This is a genomic window from Haloprofundus sp. MHR1, from assembly GCF_005155585.1.
GTDB classification, from domain to species: domain Archaea; phylum Halobacteriota; class Halobacteria; order Halobacteriales; family Haloferacaceae; genus Haloprofundus; species Haloprofundus halophilus.
This window is the reverse complement of sequence record NZ_CP039833.1, coordinates 91,371-107,071: the sequence shown is the minus strand read 5'-3', so window position 1 is coordinate 107,071 and position 15,701 is coordinate 91,371. Positions and strand designations below refer to the sequence as shown.

Sequence of the window (15,701 nt, the reverse complement as noted above, 5' to 3'; positions counted from 1 at the left end):
AACCGACGACGCTTCGACCGGAGCGGCGTCACTCGCGCGGACCGTCACCGTTTACCACCCCGCCCGACGAGAGTCGGACACCCAGACAATGCTCATCACGCACGCACGCCTCGCCGACGGCCGCGAGGTAGACGTCCGGACGGCCGGCGAGACCATCGCGGCGGTCGAGCCCGCGGGGTCGCTCTCGCCCGACGGCGACGAACGCGAACTCGACGCCGACGGCCGTCTGCTTCTCCCCGGTGCAATCGACGCACACGTCCACTTCCGCGAACCCGGCTACTCACACAAGGAGACGTGGGAGACGGGGTCGAAGAGCGCCGCCGCCGGCGGCGTCACCGCCGTCGTCGACCAGCCGAACACCAGTCCCCCGACCGTCGACGGCGACGCCTTCGACGAGAAGGCCGAGTTGGCCGAGAGATCGCTCGTCGACTACGGCATCAGCGGCGGCGTCACGGAGGAGTGGGACCCCGACTCGCTGTTCGACCGGCCGCTGTTCGCGCTCGGCGAGGTGTTTCTCGCCGACTCGACCGGCGACATGGGTATCGACGCCGACCTCTTCGCGGACGCCGTCGCCCGCGCCGCCGAGGCCGGCGTGACCGTGAGCGTCCACGCCGAAGATGCTGAACTGTTCGACGAGAGCGCGAAGGACGAGGATGCCGGCGGCGAGGGTCGCGACGCCGACGCCGACCTGTGGAGCGCCTTTCGGACCGCGGAAGCCGAGGCCGCCGCCGTCGAACGCGCCCTCGACGTGGGTGCGGAGTCGGCCGCGTCGATTCACATCGCCCACACGAGCACGCCCGAGGGCGTCGACGCCGCGAGCGAGGCGGGCGCGACTTGTGAGGTGACGCCGCACCACCTGCTGCTGTCGCGCGAGGACCTCTCGGAGTTGGGCACCTACGGCCGGATGAATCCGCCCCTCAGGAGCGAGGCGCGCCGCGAAGCCGTCTACGAGCGCGTCGCCGACGGGACGGTCGATATCGTCGCCACCGACCACGCGCCGCACACCCGCGAGGAGAAGGAGACCGACCTCTGGAGCGCGCCCAGCGGCGTCCCGGGCGTCGAGACGATGCTGCCGCTGCTGCTGAACGAGGCCCGCGAGGGACGGCTGACGTACGAACGCGTCCGCGACCTCACCGCCGCGAACCCGGCGCGCATCTTCGACTTGCCGCAGAAGGGCGCGGTCGAAGTCGGCAGGGACGCCGACCTCGTGCTCGTCGACCCCGACGACCCGAGCGAGATCCGCGGCGACGAACTCCACAGCAACTGCGAGTGGACCCCGTTCGAGGGCTTCTCGGGGGTGTTCCCGCGGGTGACGACGGTCCGCGGGCGGGTCGTCTACGACCCCGAGGGCGAGACGGGCGCGCTGTCGTCGACGTTCGGCGACGCTGCGGGCGCGAACGTCAGAGAGTAACCTGCGGGCGGAGTCGCTCCGGCGGCGGGTCGCCCCGAAAAATGAGCCGCGACCGTCGAAACCCGAGGCGCACCTCGGGAGTACGTCTCGTCGCGTGTCGGTCGTCGGTGGTCTATCGGTCGTCCGTCGTCTACCGTCTGTCGTCGAGCGTCTATCGGTCGTCTATCGGCCTATTCGAGGACGCGGCTCAGCAGACCCTGGCTCTCGGGGTTGACGACGACCGAGTTCTCGAGTCGGTCCGCCATCCCCTTCTGGCGCATGTAGCTGGCGAACGCGAGGAACGTCGGCGGCCAGAGGCCGATGAAGATGCCGCGCGTCTTGTTGCCGCGGATGTAGAACTGATACCACGACAGCGCCACCGAGAGCGCCGAGGCGATGAGCGCGACGTCGGCGCCGGACTCCTGAGCCTGCGCCATCTCCTGCTGCGATTCTCGTGTCGTCTGGTTCTGCGATTGCCCTAAAATCGACATTGCATAGGATAGGGCCACGACGACACGTATGATTGTTGTGCCTTATTTTGAGACGAAAACAAGTAACGGACGCGGAGAGTCGTCCGTCGGAGTCTGTCGTCGAGAGCGGATTCACGGCGTCGCCGAAACGAAGCTTTTTGGCTCCGCTCCGGGACGGCGCTGTTATGAACGACCACCCGTTGTCGGGGAAGGAGGCGGCGTGGGAGGCCGTCGTCGCCGACATGGAGGCAACCGCGGAGGCGTACCGAGAGGAGGGCTGGGAGACGACTGAGCTCCATCCGGGCGACGTGGTACCGCTCTCGAACGTCGATATCGGGCTGGACGTTGAGGACGAACTCGGCGGCGACGAGACGGATGTATCCGAGGAACGCCCCGGCTGGAGCGGACTCGACGTGCTGTTGCCGGGCAACGAGTTCACCGCCGTCGAGGGCGTCGTCGAGGCGTCGACGTTCGACGAATCGGAGGTGCTTCGCACGCGGGAGAACGGCGTCGTCCTCGCCGTCGTGGTGATGAAAGCCTCGGGCGAAAAACGGGCCGTGTTCGTCCCGCTGTACTACGACATCGCCGACATCGCCGGCGTGGCGAGCGCCGCGCGGAGCGTCGGGCGGCTCGAAGTGGCGCTGCGACCGCTGTCGAACGACCAGCGGGTGTTGTTCGCGCTCGACGACCCCGAACTGGTGCTTCCGGAGGCGTGAACTGAGCGAACCAGTCACACCCCGAAACACCCGACAACGACCGGGAGGGGGCGCGAGAATCCGGCGACGCCTTTCGACGTTCTTTTTATCCGCGACCGTTTCGTACCCCGTATGGCAGATTTCAAAGTCGTCGTCGCCGACCCCGAAGACGGCTCAACGCACCAGTTCGACGCGGACGGACAGGACGCGAACCGATTCCTCGGCCGAGACCTCGGCGACGAGGTCGACGGCGGTGCGGTGGGCCTCGACGGGTTCACCCTCGAACTCACCGGCGGCTCCGACAAAGCCGGTCGACCGATGCGCAAAGACGTCCCCGGACCGAACCTCAAGTCGCTGCTGCTCGAAGGCGGCGTCGGCTACAAGCCCTCGCGCGACGGCGAGCGCAAGCGTATCAGCGTCCGCGGCCGCGAGATCAGCGAGGAAGTCGTCCAGATCAACGCCAAAGTCGTCGACGGCGGCAGCGTCGCCGACGCGCTCGGCGGCGACGACGAAGACGGCGACGAAGACGACGAGTAACGCCCTGACCCGATTCCGACCGTTTTTCCCCACCGCGTCCGGAGTGGCGACCATGCCGGACCGAGTGTCTCACGAGAACCCCTCGGTGACGACGTACCGCGCGCGACTCGAACGGAGCGGCGGCACGCGACGCCCCTGTCTCCGCCTCCCCGACGGACTCAACGCCGAGAACGGCGACATCGTCAGGCTCGTCCTCGACGGCGACGAGCACCACGCTAAAATCGACAGCGACGCCCAGGGGATGCTGATTCGCGGCGCGTACGACAACCGCCGTCTGGCCCGCACGCCCGGCGAGGGCGAGAACCGACTGGTCGAGTGGGCCGAGACGAACGGCCGAACGCCGGGCACGAGCGTCGAACTCGACGAGGTCGAACCCGGTCACCTCTACGGGCTCCGCGTGCCGGGCAAACGCGCCGTCTACAGCGTCACGCGACAGCCGAAGTCGTCGCTGGCGGACATCGCCCAGCAGTTGGACGAGTGAGGAGGAGCGACTCGCAGTCACGCGCTTTTTACCGCTGGCACGCCGACGGGAGTGCATGAGCGACCGAGACGAGTTTCTCGCGGGCGAGCGCCTCGACGACGTGGCGCTGTTTCTGACCGACGACTACCTCGACGAGCAGGGGAAGATAGCCAACTACGGCGAGACGGTCGAGGGCGGGGTTATCCTCGTCGAACCCGGCGACAGGGGGCGACAGCTGTTCGCCGCCGGAACCGGGATGAAGGCGATGGAGTTCGCACAGAGCGCGATGGACACCGAGGGAACCATCGCCGACGACCTGAGCGGCGGGGAGTGTCCGGCCGCCGAAAGCGACGAAGACGGTGGAGCCGAGGGCGACCACCGCGTCAAGTTCGTCTTCGCGTTCGCGGAGGCGAAAAACGAGGAGGTCGGCGGCCTCTACGCCGAGGGCGACGTGATTCACGCCTACGCCCAGTGCGAGTGCGGGCAGTCGTACTCGGACCGCTGGGTCGTCGACGCGTAGCGAGACGGTCTACAGTTCGGTCTCGACGCCTTCCTCGGCGTCCGTCTCTTCTTCGACCGCTTCGGCGACGCGCTCGAATGCGGCCAGGATGACTCGCTTGGCCGCGCTTCCCTGAGTACTCCAGTGGTTCGCGTAGTCGAGCATGTCGTCGTAGATGTCGGGTTTGCAGCCGGCCGCGCGCGGGTGACCGCCGCCGTCGACGTACGCGGCGACTTCGTGCGCGCGCTCGAAGCCCTCCGAACCGCGGATGCTCGCGCTCCCGGCGGGCTTGACGATGATTGCGGCGTCGGCACCCTGCTCGCGGAGCGCTTCGGCGACTTCGTTCTGCGAACAGCGGCCGTACGTGACGCCGACGGTCCACTCGCCGACGCGTTTGAACTCCGCGCGCGAGACGGCGAGGTCGACGAGTTGCTCCTTCTCGACGCGTCGGTGTTCGACGTACGCGAGCGCCTGCTCGGGGAGGTCGGCGCCGTACGCGCCGACGACGGCGACGTACTCCTCGTTGTCGACCCAGTAGGCGTAGTCGGCGAGGTCGTCGCTTCGCTCGTCGTCTCGAATCCAGAGGTCGTGGTCGCGGGTCACCGCGGCGAGTTCCTCGAACTGCTCGGAGAACTCGTAGTCGAGCGAGCGCAGCGCGACGTCGGTCGTGCACTCCTCGTCGGAGTCGCCGACGACGAGGTCGACGCCCGCCTCGCGGACCGCGCTCTCGACCGCTTCGTCCCACTGGTGGTGGTCGAACCACCGGACGCTGTCGGCGTGGGCGACTATCGACTCCACGGCTTCCTCGACGTACTCGTACCTGTCCGGGCAGAGGTCGCAGACGTACACGTCGATACCGTCGTCGGCGTACTCGGCGACGCGTTCGAGGGCGTCCTCCATGTTGTGCGGACCCGCACCGACGAGCGCGACCGGCGAGTCGAGCGCTTCGTCTTCCTCGTCTTCGTCCGCGTCCTCGGCTTCCTCGTCTGCGGCGAGCGGGTCGTCGCTCGTGCGGCGTTCGATGTCCTCCAGGAACGGTTCGGGGTCGAGCGCCGCGTCGTACAGTTCTCGAATCAGCGCCGCGCAGCCGAGCCCGTCGGCGTCGAGGTCGGCGACGACGACGGCTTCCGCGCCGTCGACGGCTTCCTTCACGCGTTCGTCGGCGCGGTCTTCGTCGAGCGAGTCGGGGTAGAAAAAGCCGGTCCCGGGGAGCAGCGATTTCCGCGAGAGGGGGAGCAGTCCGGAGTCGATGAGGTCGTCGTCCATACGGGACGGAGGTGTGGCGGGGTGAAAACGGCGGTGATTTGGCGAGCGTCAGCGAGCCAAATCACGTGAATCTCTCGCTCTCTCCCGGTTCGACCGCGTCGGAAGCCGAACACCTCGTCGGAAGCCGAATCCACCGCCGTCGGAAGCGAAACCGAGTTCGACCGTCCCGCAGTCACCCGGTTTTCGAGAGCCCCACGAGCGACCGCCACGCTCCGAACGGGGGTAAAGCACCCGTTGACACAAACAGTAGCCTGTCAGTAACTAACGTCTGACAGTCCGAAGGGAGACGCGATGTCAGGGAGTGTGCAGAGGGGTCGACCCGGCGGAGAGCCGGGCGAACCGACGTTGGGGTTGCCCGTTTACGGAGTATCGCAGCGGACGCCGTTAGCCGCGCTGGCCGACGGGCTCGACCCGAGCGGGTGCGTCGTCGTGCTGGACGGCGAGCGACCGCTCGGCGTGTACAGTCCGAGACAGGTGCAACGCGACGAGACCGACCCGTTGGCGCCCGAGACGGTCGGCGATCTCACCCCGGAGAGACCGCTCGTCGTGGAGGCGGGCGTTCCGGCCGAGACGTGTCTCGAACGCGCGCTCGGCGACGGAGAGCGGTTCGTGTTGGTCGTCGACGACGCGGACCGGCTCGCCGGCGTCGTCACCCGGTGGCAACTGCTCGCGGCGCGAGAGCGCGGAGACGCCGATACGCCCGTCGTCGAGTTGCTCGTCGACGGCGAGTGACCGCGGTCGGGTCGGCCGAGAATCGACCGAAACCGACTGCCGAGAAGTCGGTCTGAGGCGGAAGCCGGGACCGAGAGGTGGGAGACGCGAGCTTTCGGTGCCGGAGTCCAACGCGCGGTTCAGATGCTCTCCGACGCGTCGAGCTGTCGCACCGTCAACACGGGGACCGGACACGTCCGGACGACCCGCTCGGCGACGCTGCCGATGAGAAACCGGTTCTCGCCGTGTCGCCCGCGCGTCCCCGTGGCGACCACGTCGGCGTCGTGCTCGCGGGCGTAGTCGCTGATGACGGCCGCGGGACGGCCCTCGCGGACGGCGGTGGTCACCTCGCGGGTCGTCTCCGCGCGGACGGTTTCGAGTGCCTCCTCGCCGCGTTCGTGAAGCGCGTCGCGCATCTCGTCGCGGAGTCGGTCCGGCGACGAGTCCACTTCCCCGCTGTCGACGACGTAGAGCGCGTGCACCGACGCGTCGAACGTCTCCGCGAGGTCGAGTGCGACGGCCACCGCACGGCGAACGCTCTCGGAGCCGTCTGTCGCGATGACGATGGTGTCGAACATATCGCCGCGTTCGCCCGGCCACGGCATAAAACCACGCGCGACCGACGGGGGTCGGTGCGCGGAGACGGCGAGTGCGACGGCTCGGGGGGAGCGTTTTTGATGTAGGCCCGCACAGAGAGGGGTATGACGACGCCCTTGGAACTCGACATCGTGCTCGTGCCGGTCGACGGGAGCGACGAGTCGACAGTGGCCATCGAGTACGCCATCGGCATCGCCGAGCGATACGACGCCGCCGTCCACGCCGTCTACGTGCTCGGCGAAGAGATGGTTCGCGCCATCGAGAGCGACGCCGTCGACGAGGACGAGGTCGCCGCCGAGACGGAGTCGTTCACCGACAACGTCGCGCAGATGGCCGAGGTGCACGACGTCGAAGTGACCACGTCGACCGCCTACGGCTTCTCGACGCACGTAAAGACCCGACACCCCGGTAGCGTCGTCCTCGACACCGCCGAGGAGCTCGACGCCGACTTCATCGTCGTCCCGCGCGAGCCCGTCTCCGGCGACCCCGGCGAGGTGCTCGAAAAGGCCGCCGAGTACGTGCTGTTGTACGCGAGTCAGCCGGTGCTGTCGGTCTGAGCGGCTTCTGCCGGATCAGACCGCGTCGCGCTCGGCCTCGATTCGCTCGACGTAGGCGTCGGCGAGTTTCGAGAATATCGCCTCGCCCGCCTCGGGCGTCGCCTCCCGCGGGTCGCCGAGCACGCCGTTCTCCGTTATCGCCTTGAACCCGTCGCCGAGCAGCCGCGAGACGGAGATGTCGCCCTCGCGGCCGACTTCGAGCCGGTCCGTCCGGACGAGCCCCTCGTCGACGGCCATCACCATCGCCGTCTCCGCCGCACCCGCGTGAATCACCGGTTCCTCGTACTCGACGCCCGCGGCGCGGAGGCCCTCGTTCATCAGTTCCATCAGCGTGTCGAGCTCCGCCAGCGCGATGACGTTCGCGTCGAGTTCGCGGGCGATCTCGGGCGCGACGGTGTTGACCGGCGCGAAGTTACCGCCGTGGGTCGGCACGAGCACGAGATGCTCGAAACCGTGAGCGTCCAGCGACCGGCAGTACGACCGAATCAGCTCCATCAGCGTCTCGGGCGGAATCGTGATCGTACCGGGAAAGTCCATGTGGTGTCCGGAACAGCCGGGTCGAATCGTCGGCGCGGCGAACGCGTCGCCGAGTCTCTCGGCGATGCGCCGCGAGAGTTCGTCGCCCGCGAGCGTGTCCATGATGAGCGGTAGATGCGGTCCATGCTGTTCGACGGAGCCGACGGCGACGACTGCGGTTCGCGTCCCGTCTTCGAGGGCGTTCTCGATGTCCGTCCACGTCTGGTTCTCCAGTAGCACGTCCGGTGTGCGAGTCATACACAGAGTGCTGCACGGAGACGTGCTTAGTCGTACGCTTCTCGGAAGAACGCGTTCGGCGAGTGTGCGCGCGAACGCCCTCGGACAGTTCGTGGCCGGTCCACGGGACGTTCTCTGCCGGCGTCGGGTCAGTTCAGCCGAATCGCCATCTCCAACTCGAAGCTCTCGGCGTTGCTCGTCTCGAAGCCGATCTTCTTGTAGAGCGCGACGGCCGCGCGGTTCCACCGCTCGACGGTGAGCCACACTTTCTCGGCGCCGCTGGTCTGGCCGTGGCCGAGCAGCGCCTCGATGAGGTGCGTGCCGATGCCGGCGCGCTGGTACTTCTGGAGCACGAAGATGGCGAGTTCGTAGGCGTCCTCGTCGGGGACGAGCGTCGCGTGTCCCGCCGCCTCGTCGTCGTGCCAGGCGACGACGTTCAGACAGTCGGCGTCGAGAATCGTGTCGAGCCACGACCGGATGCGCTCCTCGCGGCCAGGTGGGATACCCTGCGCGCGGTCGGCGGGGTCGAACTCGGTGTACATCTCGACGAGTCGCTCGTAGTCGTCGCCGTCGGGGTCGTAGGTGCGGACCTCGATGGCGCGACCTTCGCGGTCCTCGAACTCGATGGGCGGGGCGTCGAACGGACCCGCCGGTTCGTCGGGGTAGAGACGCTCTCGCTTCATCGCACTAGTTTCACCGTCTTGTGGGAGTTCAGGAGCACGAACTCGGCGATGCTCCCGATGCTGATCTTTCCCATCGGGCTGCGCTGGCCGCCGCCGAGGACGACCTGGTCGAAGCCGCCGCTCTCGGCGAGGTCGACCAGTCGGCTTCCGGGGTCGCCCTCGACGTGTCGAATTTCGGCGTCGAAGGCGACGCCTTCCAGTCGTTCGCGGACGTGCGTCTCTATCTCCTCGGGCGTCGCGTCGGAGTCCGGGTTCTCGACGATGGCGACGGTGAGGTCGTCGGCCGCGGCGACCGCCCGTTCGACCGTGCGTTCGAGCGCCTGATACGAGTCCTCGCTTCCGCCGATTCCCAGTAACACCTTCATGTGCGAGGCAGTCGCAGGCGGGGGCCAAAACAGTTGCCGCCGAAGGCGGGGGTCGACGGCTTCGACGCGGGTCCCGATGCCGGTCGGACCACGCCGACAACCCTTTTGTACCCGGTTCACAAGGGCGGAGTATGGCAGACGACCCCGCGACGCCCTCGGAGTCGCCCGAGCGAGAGACGAAAAACGGTGCGCGCGACGAGACAGTCGGTGCTGACGACCGCACGGCGGACGCAGCGGAGAGAGAGGAGACCGGGACAACAGAGACGAAAAACGGCGCGGCAGCGCCCGACGAGGCGAGCGACGGCCCCGTCGACACCGACGGCGAGCGCCACGACGCCGACGCTGACGGAACCGTCGACGCCGACAGCCCTGCCGACGCCGACGGTTCCGTCGACGACACCGCCACCGAGGACGTGCCCGAGGACGTGCAGAAGTACGCCCGCTTCAAGAAGATGGACGGCGCGCAGTACGACCGCGTCAACGGCTTCCTCCGCGACCGGACGTACATCACCGCCCGCGAGTGGGCCATCGCGCGCCTCTGCGCGGACTTCCGGACCGAGACGGGCGTCGAGATGACGAAAATCGGCGAGAATCTCCCCCGCTTGGTGCCGTTCATGACCGACACGTACACCCCGCAGGCGGTCAATCAGGCGCGTTCGTCCTTCGAGGGGAAGGTGAAGAAAGCGGGCGCGACGTTCCTCTACGGCGCGATGAGCGGCTTCTTCACCGCCGAAGAGTTGGACGAGACGATGTACGAAGTGACCGAGATTGCGAAGTTCCTCCTCGAAGTAGAGGGCGTCGACCTGGCCGTCGCCGAGGAACTCGACGCCGAGGAGCGGATTTCGAGCGTCATGCGCGAAGTCCGCCAGTCGAGCGCGCAGCTGCGCGCCGAGGAGGTCGAGTGCCCCGAGTGCGGCCACGTCCACGAACCGAAGCAGGGGTAGTGGGTCCGACCGCCGGGGTCCGAAGTCGACGTTAGCAGGTCGCCGCGACCGTCTCGTACGCTTCTCCCTCGTACTCGACGATTCGCGGCGCGCTCCACGTGTCGGGTAGCGACTCCATCGAGAGAGTTCCGTTCTCGCGGGCGCGGTCGAACTCGGTGCGTCGGTCGGCGGAGAGATTCTCGTACGCCAGCGTCCGATCCGCCTCCGCGGCCCTGTCCTCGTCGGCGAGTTCGACGTGCAGGAGGTACGGACAGTCGGCGTAGGCGGTCGTCGAGTGTCCGTCGGTAGTCGGGGTCGGCGACGTCGTCGCCGGCGGTTCGGTCGGGGACTCCGTCGCGGTCGTCTCGGGGGGGTCGTCCGCCGGCGGGACGCTGGTGCAACCGGCGACGAGAAGGCCGAAGACGACGAACAGGAGGGCGTATCGACGCATACGGAGAGAAGCGAGTCGTCCGGTAAGTGCTTTCCGTGCGGGAGTCGAGTCGGGCCGAACAGCCGTCGGGTCGAGCAACCGGCGTCGAATCGACCCACACTACTTCGTGTCTGGGCGCTCACTCTCACCTATGGTCGACGAAGAACTCGGCGAGGCGACGATCGTGTACGAAGACCCCGACGGCGAGACGATAGAGAAGAACGTTCAGAACGAACACGTCGCGTACTTCCAGGACCACTGGCTGGTGAAAGTCGGCGAGGACGACGAGGGCCGCGACATCGTCCACCGAATCCCGGCGACGCGAGTGTACCACGTCGAGCGAACGGTCGAGAAGTTCGAAGAGGAGGTGAAGACCATCCGCGACCAGGTGCAGTCGTTCACCGACGACCTCCGGTCGAGGCTCCTCGGCGGCGGCGAGGAGTCAGAGGGAGAGAGCAAGCCGCTCAGTATCGACGTCGAAGGGGACTCGAACGACGAGCGTCGGTAGCCGCGCGACGATCACTCCTCGAACCCGTCCTCCCACCGGAACCGTCCGTTGCACCTTTTTCCCTCGCTCGCTCCGCTCGCTCGGCAAAAATCTGCACCAAAAAACGTGGGACCGTTACTCCTCGAAGCCGTCTTCCCACCGGAACTGTCCGTTGCACCTTTTTCCCTCGCTCGCTCCGCTCGCTCGGCAAAAATCTGCACCAAAAAACGTGGGACCGTTACTCCTCGAAGCCGTCTTCCCACCGGAACTGTCCGTTGCACCTTTTTCCCTCGCTCGCTCCGCTCGCTCGGCAAAAATCTGCACCAAAAAGCGCGGGACCGTTACTCCTCGAAGCCGTCTTCCCACCGGAACCGTCCATTTCGCTGGACGAGTTCGCCGTCGACGAGCAGTCGCGAGTCCTCGCTCATATCGGTTATCATGTCGACGTGGACTGCCGACTGGTTGCCCGACTCACCTTCAGGGAGACAGGAGTCGTACGCGCGACCGACCGCGAGGTGAATCGTGTCGCCCATCTTCTCGTCGAAGAGGATGCTGTCGGTGAAGCGGTCGATACCGCGGTTCATGCCGATGCCGAGTTCGCCGAGGCGGCGCGCGCCCTCGTCGGTGTCGAAAATGTCCGCGAGGACCGTCTCGTTCTGACCGGCGCCGAAGTCGACGACCTCCCCGTCCTCGAAGGTGAGGTGGACGTCGGTGACGCGCTTGCTCTGGATGGTCATCGGCACGTCGAAGAGCACCTCGCCCTCGGTGGCGTACGGTGCGGTGAACACCTCGCCCGAGGGGAGGTTGTGCGAGTCGTAGGCGACCGACGCGGCCGAGTTGACGGCGGTTCGCCCCTCGATGGACATGATGAGGTCCGTCTGCTCCTTCTCGATGCGGACCTCGCTCCCGGCGTCGAGCACCTCTTTCATCTGCGCCATCTCGTCGGCCAGCGCCTCCCAGTCGCGGAGCACGGCGTCGTAGACGAACTGCTGATACTCCTCGTAAGCCATCCCGGCCTGCTGGGCGAGCGAGCGCGTCGGGTGCACGGTGGAGACCCAGTCGGTGTCCATGCGGGCCTCGCGGGTTCCTTCGCGTGCACGAGCGAACGCGCGTTGGGTCCCACCGGGCACGTCCGCGGTCGCGGTCGTGTTCCGCCCGCCGCCGAGGCGGAGGTACGCGTCGGCGTTCTCCAGGAGCGCGAGTTCGTGGGCGGGGTCCTCGTCGAACTCGCCGTCGTGGCTCTTCAGGTACGCCCGCGAGACCTCCGCGGAGTCGTAGAGGGTGACGACGTTCGCCCCGCGTTCGCCGAGTTTCTCCGCGACGGCGACGGCGAGGTCGTGGGCGTCCTCGGCGACGCTGACGACGACGTCGTCACCGGCCTCGATGCGTGCGCTCCAGTCGACGAGCACCTCGGCGTGCTCGCGTACGCGTTCGTCCATGTGCGGGTGGAGGAGCGACTGGCCGAAAAACGGGGCGGTTCCGGCGGCGTACGCGGAGGGACGACCGCCGACCAACCACGGTCGCCGTCGTCACCCGTCGAACATCGAGAGGATGCGCGTCAGATCCTCGCCGTACTGGACGAGCGCGTCCTCCAACCGGACGACGCCGACGAAGTCGCCCGCGTCGTCGACGACGGCCGCGCGGCGAGCGTTCTCGTCCGCGAGGTGCGCGACCAGCGCCGAGAGGTCCTCTGACTCGCGGACGGTGACGAGGTCGTCCGAGAGTATCTCGCCGGCGGTCTCGCCGTCGAGGTCCTCGCCGGCGACGTACGCGCGGCCGATGTCGGCGGGCGTCAACAGCCCGAGCGGTCGCTGTTCGTCGAGCACGGCGACGAGTTCGAGCGACCCCTCGCGCATCGCGGCGGTCACGTCGCCGACGGGCGTCGTCGGCGCGGCCGTTGCGACGGTTGCATCGAGGATGTCAGAGAGCGTCATGTCGAGAGGTGTACGGGTTCGGGAAGCGTAAGTCCAGCGGCGCTCCGAGTGGCGAGGGTCACCCCCGCGACTCCGACGAACCACAACCCCTTACCTCCCTCCGGTAAACCTCCGACCATGCAACTGGGCGTCATCGGACTCGGACGAATGGGCCAGATAGTCGTCGAACGAGTGGTCGCCGCGGGCCACGACGTGGTCGCGTTCGACCTGAGCGAACGAGCGGTCGAGACCGCCGCCGACGCGGGTGCAAAGCCCGCAGAGAGCGTCGAGGACCTCGTCGAGAGACTCGGCGACGAGAAGCGCATCTGGCTGATGGTTCCGGCCGGCGACGCCGTCGACGCGACGCTCGCGGACCTCGACGCCTACCTCGACGCCGACGACGTGGTCGTCGACGGCGGCAACTCCCACTTCGAGCGCTCCGTCGAGCGCGCGAAAGCCTGCCGGGCGGCGTACCTCGACTGCGGCACCAGCGGCGGTCCCGCGGGCGCGGAACTCGGCTTCTCGCTCATGGTCGGCGGCCCCCAGTGGGCGTACGACGAACTGACGCCCGTCTTCGACGCCGTCGCCACCGGACCCGACGGTCACGACCGGATGGGCGAGTCGGGGTCGGGCCACTACGTGAAGATGGTCCACAACGGCGTCGAGTACGCGCTGATGCAGGCGTACGGCGAGGGCTTCGAACTCCTCGCGGACGGCCGCTACGACCTCGACCTCGAAGCCGTCGCCCGGACGTGGAACAACGGCGCGGTTATCCGCTCGTGGTTGCTCGAACTCTGCGAAGAGGCGTTCACCGAGGAGGGCTCTGATCTGGGCGACGTCGCCGACCACGTCGCCGGCGGCTCGACCGGCACGTGGACGGTCCAGGAGGCGCTCGAACAGGAGATTCCGGTGCCGCTCATCTACCAGGCGCTCGCCGAGCGCTTCGACAGCCGAAACGAGGGACGATTCTCGCGGCGGTTGGCGAACCGACTCCGCTACGGCTTCGGCCGTCACGAAGTCGCTCGCGACTGAGCGTCTCGGAGACGGACGGTCCGTCCCACTGACCGCGGGGACGACGCTATCCCCTCGGCGAGCGTACTACTGAGAAGCGAGGAATCAAGTATGACATCGGTTCTCGGACGGGGGAGACAACTCCGCAGAGCGGTGCTTCTGCTCGGATGCGGCGTGACGCTCGCGGCGGCGACGCTTCTGGCGGCAGTCGCCGCGCTCTACGTGGTGCAGACGACTCCGCGCGGGGTGCTCAGTTGGTACGGACTGGCGTTCGGTGCAGGTCTCATCGGTGCTGCGCCGGTGGTCGCGAACGAGTTGCTCGGGCGAGTGGTCGAGGCCCGTCGGACTGCGACTGCGCGACGACGGGAGTCGCCGGTCCCGCCAGTCTCGCCGGCCCCGCCAGTCTCGCCGGCCCCGCCAGTCTCGTCGGCCTCGCCAGTTTCGCCGGTCCCCCCGTCGACAGAGACGCCCTGACTGCGCCGACGTTTCGACGGAGGAACCGAGAACAGCGTTATCTGACTCCGCGGCGTACGGGGAGTATGGACAGAAACGATGCGACTGCTCACCTTCGACGGATGCTGAGTCGGGCGCGATACGCGGCAATCGGTGCAGCCATCGGCGCGGGTCTCGGCGGACTGTTCGGTAAGGAAGCCGCGAGCACCGGCGGGGCCGTCGGGGCGCTCCTCGGGGCGACGTTCGGCGAGACGCGCGTGAGCGCTCGAAGCCGATTCGACAAGCTACGTGCCCGCAGCGAAGAGGAGTTCAAGCGGATTCCGCTGGAGTAGCGAACGCGCTCAGCGGGAGTTCCCGGTGGTTCGCCGGCGACGCTCCGAGCGCCGACCGCCGCGCCGCCGGGCTATCGGCGGAATCACAACTGTTGTAAACCCGCACTCCGTAGCCGCCGATATGTCTCTCATCGACCCAGTGGCGGTAGGACTGGGCGCGGCGCTGACGGCGCTGGCCGTCGCGATGCACTTCTCGAAGGGGACGGGGTGGACGGCCACCGCCGACATCTCCCAGGAAGTGCTCGAACAGCGCGCGTCGACGGTCCCCGAGACCGACTTCCCCGAACCGATGAACCGCTCTATCGGCGGCGGCGGCGCCGTCGCCGTCGGCGGCGCGGCGGCGGGCGAGGAGGGCGAACTCGAAGAGGGCGAGGCCCAAGAAGAGAGTTCGAGCCCCGCTGACATCCCCGAGGACGAAGTCGAGTACTTCGAGGTGGAGTTCGTCAAAGAGGGTTCGACCATCGAGATTCCGAACAACCAGACCGTCCTCGAATCCGGCGAAGAGGAGGGTTGGGACCTCCCGTACGCCTGCCGACAGGGGCAGTGCGTCTCCTGTGCGGGTCAGATCACATCCGGCGGCAACTCCGAGGACTACGTCGTCCACGACAACCAGCAGATGCTCGACGAGGGCGAACTCGACGAGGGCTACACGCTCACCTGCGTCGCTTACCCGCGTGCGGATTTCACCATCGAAACCGGTACTGCACCGTAATCGGTCGACGACTGTTCGATTTTTTCTCTTCTGACGACGGCTCTCGAGACGGCAGCGCCGGCGAGGTTAGGTCACAACGGTTATAGCCAGTTATCGTGTACGTCGGGGTGAGGGCCCGTAGCTCAGTGGACAGAGTGCTTGGTTCCGGACCAAGATGTCGCGGGTTCAAATCCCGTCGGGTCCGTTCTAATTCATAGCGCTTCCGAATCAACAGACAGCAGAGAGGTGTTTATAAATAACACCTCTACCCACCCTCTGGAGTTCGTTATGTGGCATGTCGGCGTCACCGCCGTCTTGCGGTTCGTCGGAGTCAAATGGTACTCGTTCTGACTTAATTCTAGCGGTGAGGAGAATCGCCACTTCAGGAGAGATCTCCGTGGAGAAGGATAATCAGAGGCAGTTCAGTGACACCGATATACAAAGCATTGAAAAATATGCATTTATCCGAATTTTAGAG

General features: G+C 67.2%; 21 protein-coding genes and 1 tRNA gene. 13 read left to right on the top strand and 9 right to left on the bottom strand.

Annotated features, from left to right (window positions below; translation table 11 throughout):
- Window positions 1-88: 88 nt before the first annotated feature.
- A complete protein-coding gene (locus tag FCF25_RS00440; RefSeq protein WP_137046928.1) occupies window positions 89-1,411 on the top strand; it encodes a dihydroorotase in 1,323 nt (440 codons plus the stop codon).
- Window positions 1,412-1,581: 170 nt separating this feature from the next.
- On the opposite strand, the gene FCF25_RS00435 is transcribed toward FCF25_RS00440, so the two are convergent.
- Window positions 1,582-1,881, bottom strand: a complete 300-nt coding sequence (locus FCF25_RS00435; protein ID WP_254425873.1) for a hypothetical protein — start codon at window positions 1,879-1,881, stop codon at window positions 1,582-1,584.
- Between the two features lie 164 nt (window positions 1,882-2,045).
- Between FCF25_RS00435 and FCF25_RS00430 the strand changes: the two genes are divergently transcribed.
- From FCF25_RS00430 to FCF25_RS00415, 4 genes are all read left to right on the top strand, one after another.
- Entirely contained in the window at window positions 2,046-2,576 is a 531-nt protein-coding gene (locus FCF25_RS00430; RefSeq protein ID WP_117594253.1) for a hypothetical protein, read from the top strand.
- A gap of 111 nt (window positions 2,577-2,687) precedes the next feature.
- Entirely contained in the window at window positions 2,688-3,092 is a 405-nt protein-coding gene (locus FCF25_RS00425) for a 30S ribosomal protein S6e (protein WP_117594252.1), read from the top strand.
- 52 nt (window positions 3,093-3,144) lie between these two features.
- A complete protein-coding gene (locus FCF25_RS00420) occupies window positions 3,145-3,573 on the top strand; it encodes a hypothetical protein (RefSeq protein WP_137046927.1) in 429 nt (142 codons plus the stop codon).
- Between the two features lie 55 nt (window positions 3,574-3,628).
- Entirely contained in the window at window positions 3,629-4,072 is a 444-nt protein-coding gene (locus FCF25_RS00415) for a DUF5807 family protein (RefSeq protein WP_117594250.1), read from the top strand.
- Window positions 4,073-4,081: 9 nt separating this feature from the next.
- Here FCF25_RS00415 and FCF25_RS00410 read toward each other — a convergent pair whose 3' ends face one another.
- Entirely contained in the window at window positions 4,082-5,317 is a 1,236-nt protein-coding gene (locus FCF25_RS00410; RefSeq protein WP_117594249.1) for a DHH family phosphoesterase, read from the bottom strand.
- 291 nt (window positions 5,318-5,608) lie between these two features.
- Between FCF25_RS00410 and FCF25_RS00405 the strand changes: the two genes are divergently transcribed.
- Window positions 5,609-6,049 carry a CBS domain-containing protein gene (locus FCF25_RS00405; protein WP_117594248.1) on the top strand — a complete coding sequence of 147 codons (441 nt, stop codon included), beginning with the start codon at window positions 5,609-5,611 and terminating at the stop codon, window positions 6,047-6,049.
- A 119-nt stretch (window positions 6,050-6,168) separates the two neighbouring features.
- On the opposite strand, the gene FCF25_RS00400 is transcribed toward FCF25_RS00405, so the two are convergent.
- Window positions 6,169-6,606 (bottom strand): universal stress protein, encoded by a 438-nt coding sequence (locus FCF25_RS00400; RefSeq protein WP_117594247.1) that lies wholly within the window; start codon window positions 6,604-6,606, stop codon window positions 6,169-6,171.
- 123 nt (window positions 6,607-6,729) lie between these two features.
- Here FCF25_RS00400 and FCF25_RS00395 point away from each other — a divergent pair, with 123 nt between their 5' ends.
- Window positions 6,730-7,182, top strand: coding sequence for a universal stress protein (locus FCF25_RS00395; protein WP_117594246.1), 453 nt, complete (start codon window positions 6,730-6,732; stop codon window positions 7,180-7,182).
- Window positions 7,183-7,197: 15 nt separating this feature from the next.
- On the opposite strand, the gene FCF25_RS00390 is transcribed toward FCF25_RS00395, so the two are convergent.
- From FCF25_RS00390 to FCF25_RS00380, 3 genes are all read right to left on the bottom strand, one after another.
- Window positions 7,198-7,956, bottom strand: coding sequence for a creatininase family protein (locus FCF25_RS00390; RefSeq protein ID WP_137046926.1), 759 nt, complete (start codon window positions 7,954-7,956; stop codon window positions 7,198-7,200).
- Window positions 7,957-8,084: 128 nt separating this feature from the next.
- Window positions 8,085-8,618 (bottom strand): GNAT family N-acetyltransferase, encoded by a 534-nt coding sequence (locus FCF25_RS00385; protein WP_117594244.1) that lies wholly within the window; start codon window positions 8,616-8,618, stop codon window positions 8,085-8,087.
- Window positions 8,615-8,983 (bottom strand): universal stress protein, encoded by a 369-nt coding sequence (locus FCF25_RS00380; RefSeq protein ID WP_117594243.1) that lies wholly within the window; start codon window positions 8,981-8,983, stop codon window positions 8,615-8,617. The genes FCF25_RS00385 and FCF25_RS00380 overlap by 4 nt, the downstream gene beginning before the upstream one ends.
- 131 nt (window positions 8,984-9,114) lie before the next feature.
- Between FCF25_RS00380 and FCF25_RS00375 the strand changes: the two genes are divergently transcribed.
- Window positions 9,115-9,927: a DUF5806 family protein gene (locus FCF25_RS00375; protein ID WP_254425872.1), complete on the top strand. Its 813-nt coding sequence runs from the start codon at window positions 9,115-9,117 to the stop codon at window positions 9,925-9,927.
- Between the two features lie 31 nt (window positions 9,928-9,958).
- Here the strand turns inward: FCF25_RS00375 and FCF25_RS00370 are convergent, their stop codons facing one another.
- The gene (locus FCF25_RS00370) at window positions 9,959-10,357 is read right to left on the bottom strand and encodes a hypothetical protein (RefSeq protein WP_137046925.1); all 399 of its coding nucleotides are present in this window, start codon (window positions 10,355-10,357) and stop codon (window positions 9,959-9,961) included.
- 130 nt (window positions 10,358-10,487) lie between these two features.
- On the opposite strand from FCF25_RS00370, the gene FCF25_RS00365 reads away from it, so the two are divergent.
- A complete protein-coding gene (locus tag FCF25_RS00365; RefSeq protein WP_137046924.1) occupies window positions 10,488-10,844 on the top strand; it encodes a hypothetical protein in 357 nt (118 codons plus the stop codon).
- 320 nt (window positions 10,845-11,164) lie between these two features.
- On the opposite strand, the gene FCF25_RS00360 is transcribed toward FCF25_RS00365, so the two are convergent.
- Both FCF25_RS00360 and FCF25_RS00355 read right to left on the bottom strand, forming a co-directional pair.
- The gene (locus FCF25_RS00360; protein ID WP_137046923.1) at window positions 11,165-12,262 is read right to left on the bottom strand and encodes an aminopeptidase; all 1,098 of its coding nucleotides are present in this window, start codon (window positions 12,260-12,262) and stop codon (window positions 11,165-11,167) included.
- A gap of 90 nt (window positions 12,263-12,352) precedes the next feature.
- Window positions 12,353-12,757, bottom strand: coding sequence for a CBS domain-containing protein (locus FCF25_RS00355; RefSeq protein WP_117594239.1), 405 nt, complete (start codon window positions 12,755-12,757; stop codon window positions 12,353-12,355).
- Between the two features lie 117 nt (window positions 12,758-12,874).
- Here FCF25_RS00355 and gnd point away from each other — a divergent pair, with 117 nt between their 5' ends.
- From gnd to FCF25_RS00335, 4 genes are all read left to right on the top strand, one after another.
- The gene (gene gnd / locus FCF25_RS00350) at window positions 12,875-13,768 is read left to right on the top strand and encodes a phosphogluconate dehydrogenase (NAD(+)-dependent, decarboxylating) (RefSeq protein WP_137046922.1); all 894 of its coding nucleotides are present in this window, start codon (window positions 12,875-12,877) and stop codon (window positions 13,766-13,768) included.
- A gap of 518 nt (window positions 13,769-14,286) precedes the next feature.
- Window positions 14,287-14,532 (top strand): hypothetical protein, encoded by a 246-nt coding sequence (locus FCF25_RS00345; RefSeq protein WP_137046921.1) that lies wholly within the window; start codon window positions 14,287-14,289, stop codon window positions 14,530-14,532.
- A gap of 121 nt (window positions 14,533-14,653) precedes the next feature.
- Window positions 14,654-15,244, top strand: a complete 591-nt coding sequence (locus tag FCF25_RS00340; RefSeq protein WP_137046920.1) for a 2Fe-2S iron-sulfur cluster-binding protein — start codon at window positions 14,654-14,656, stop codon at window positions 15,242-15,244.
- 111 nt (window positions 15,245-15,355) lie between these two features.
- Window positions 15,356-15,428, top strand: a tRNA-Arg gene (locus FCF25_RS00335).
- The last annotated feature ends 273 nt before the right edge of the window (window positions 15,429-15,701 follow it).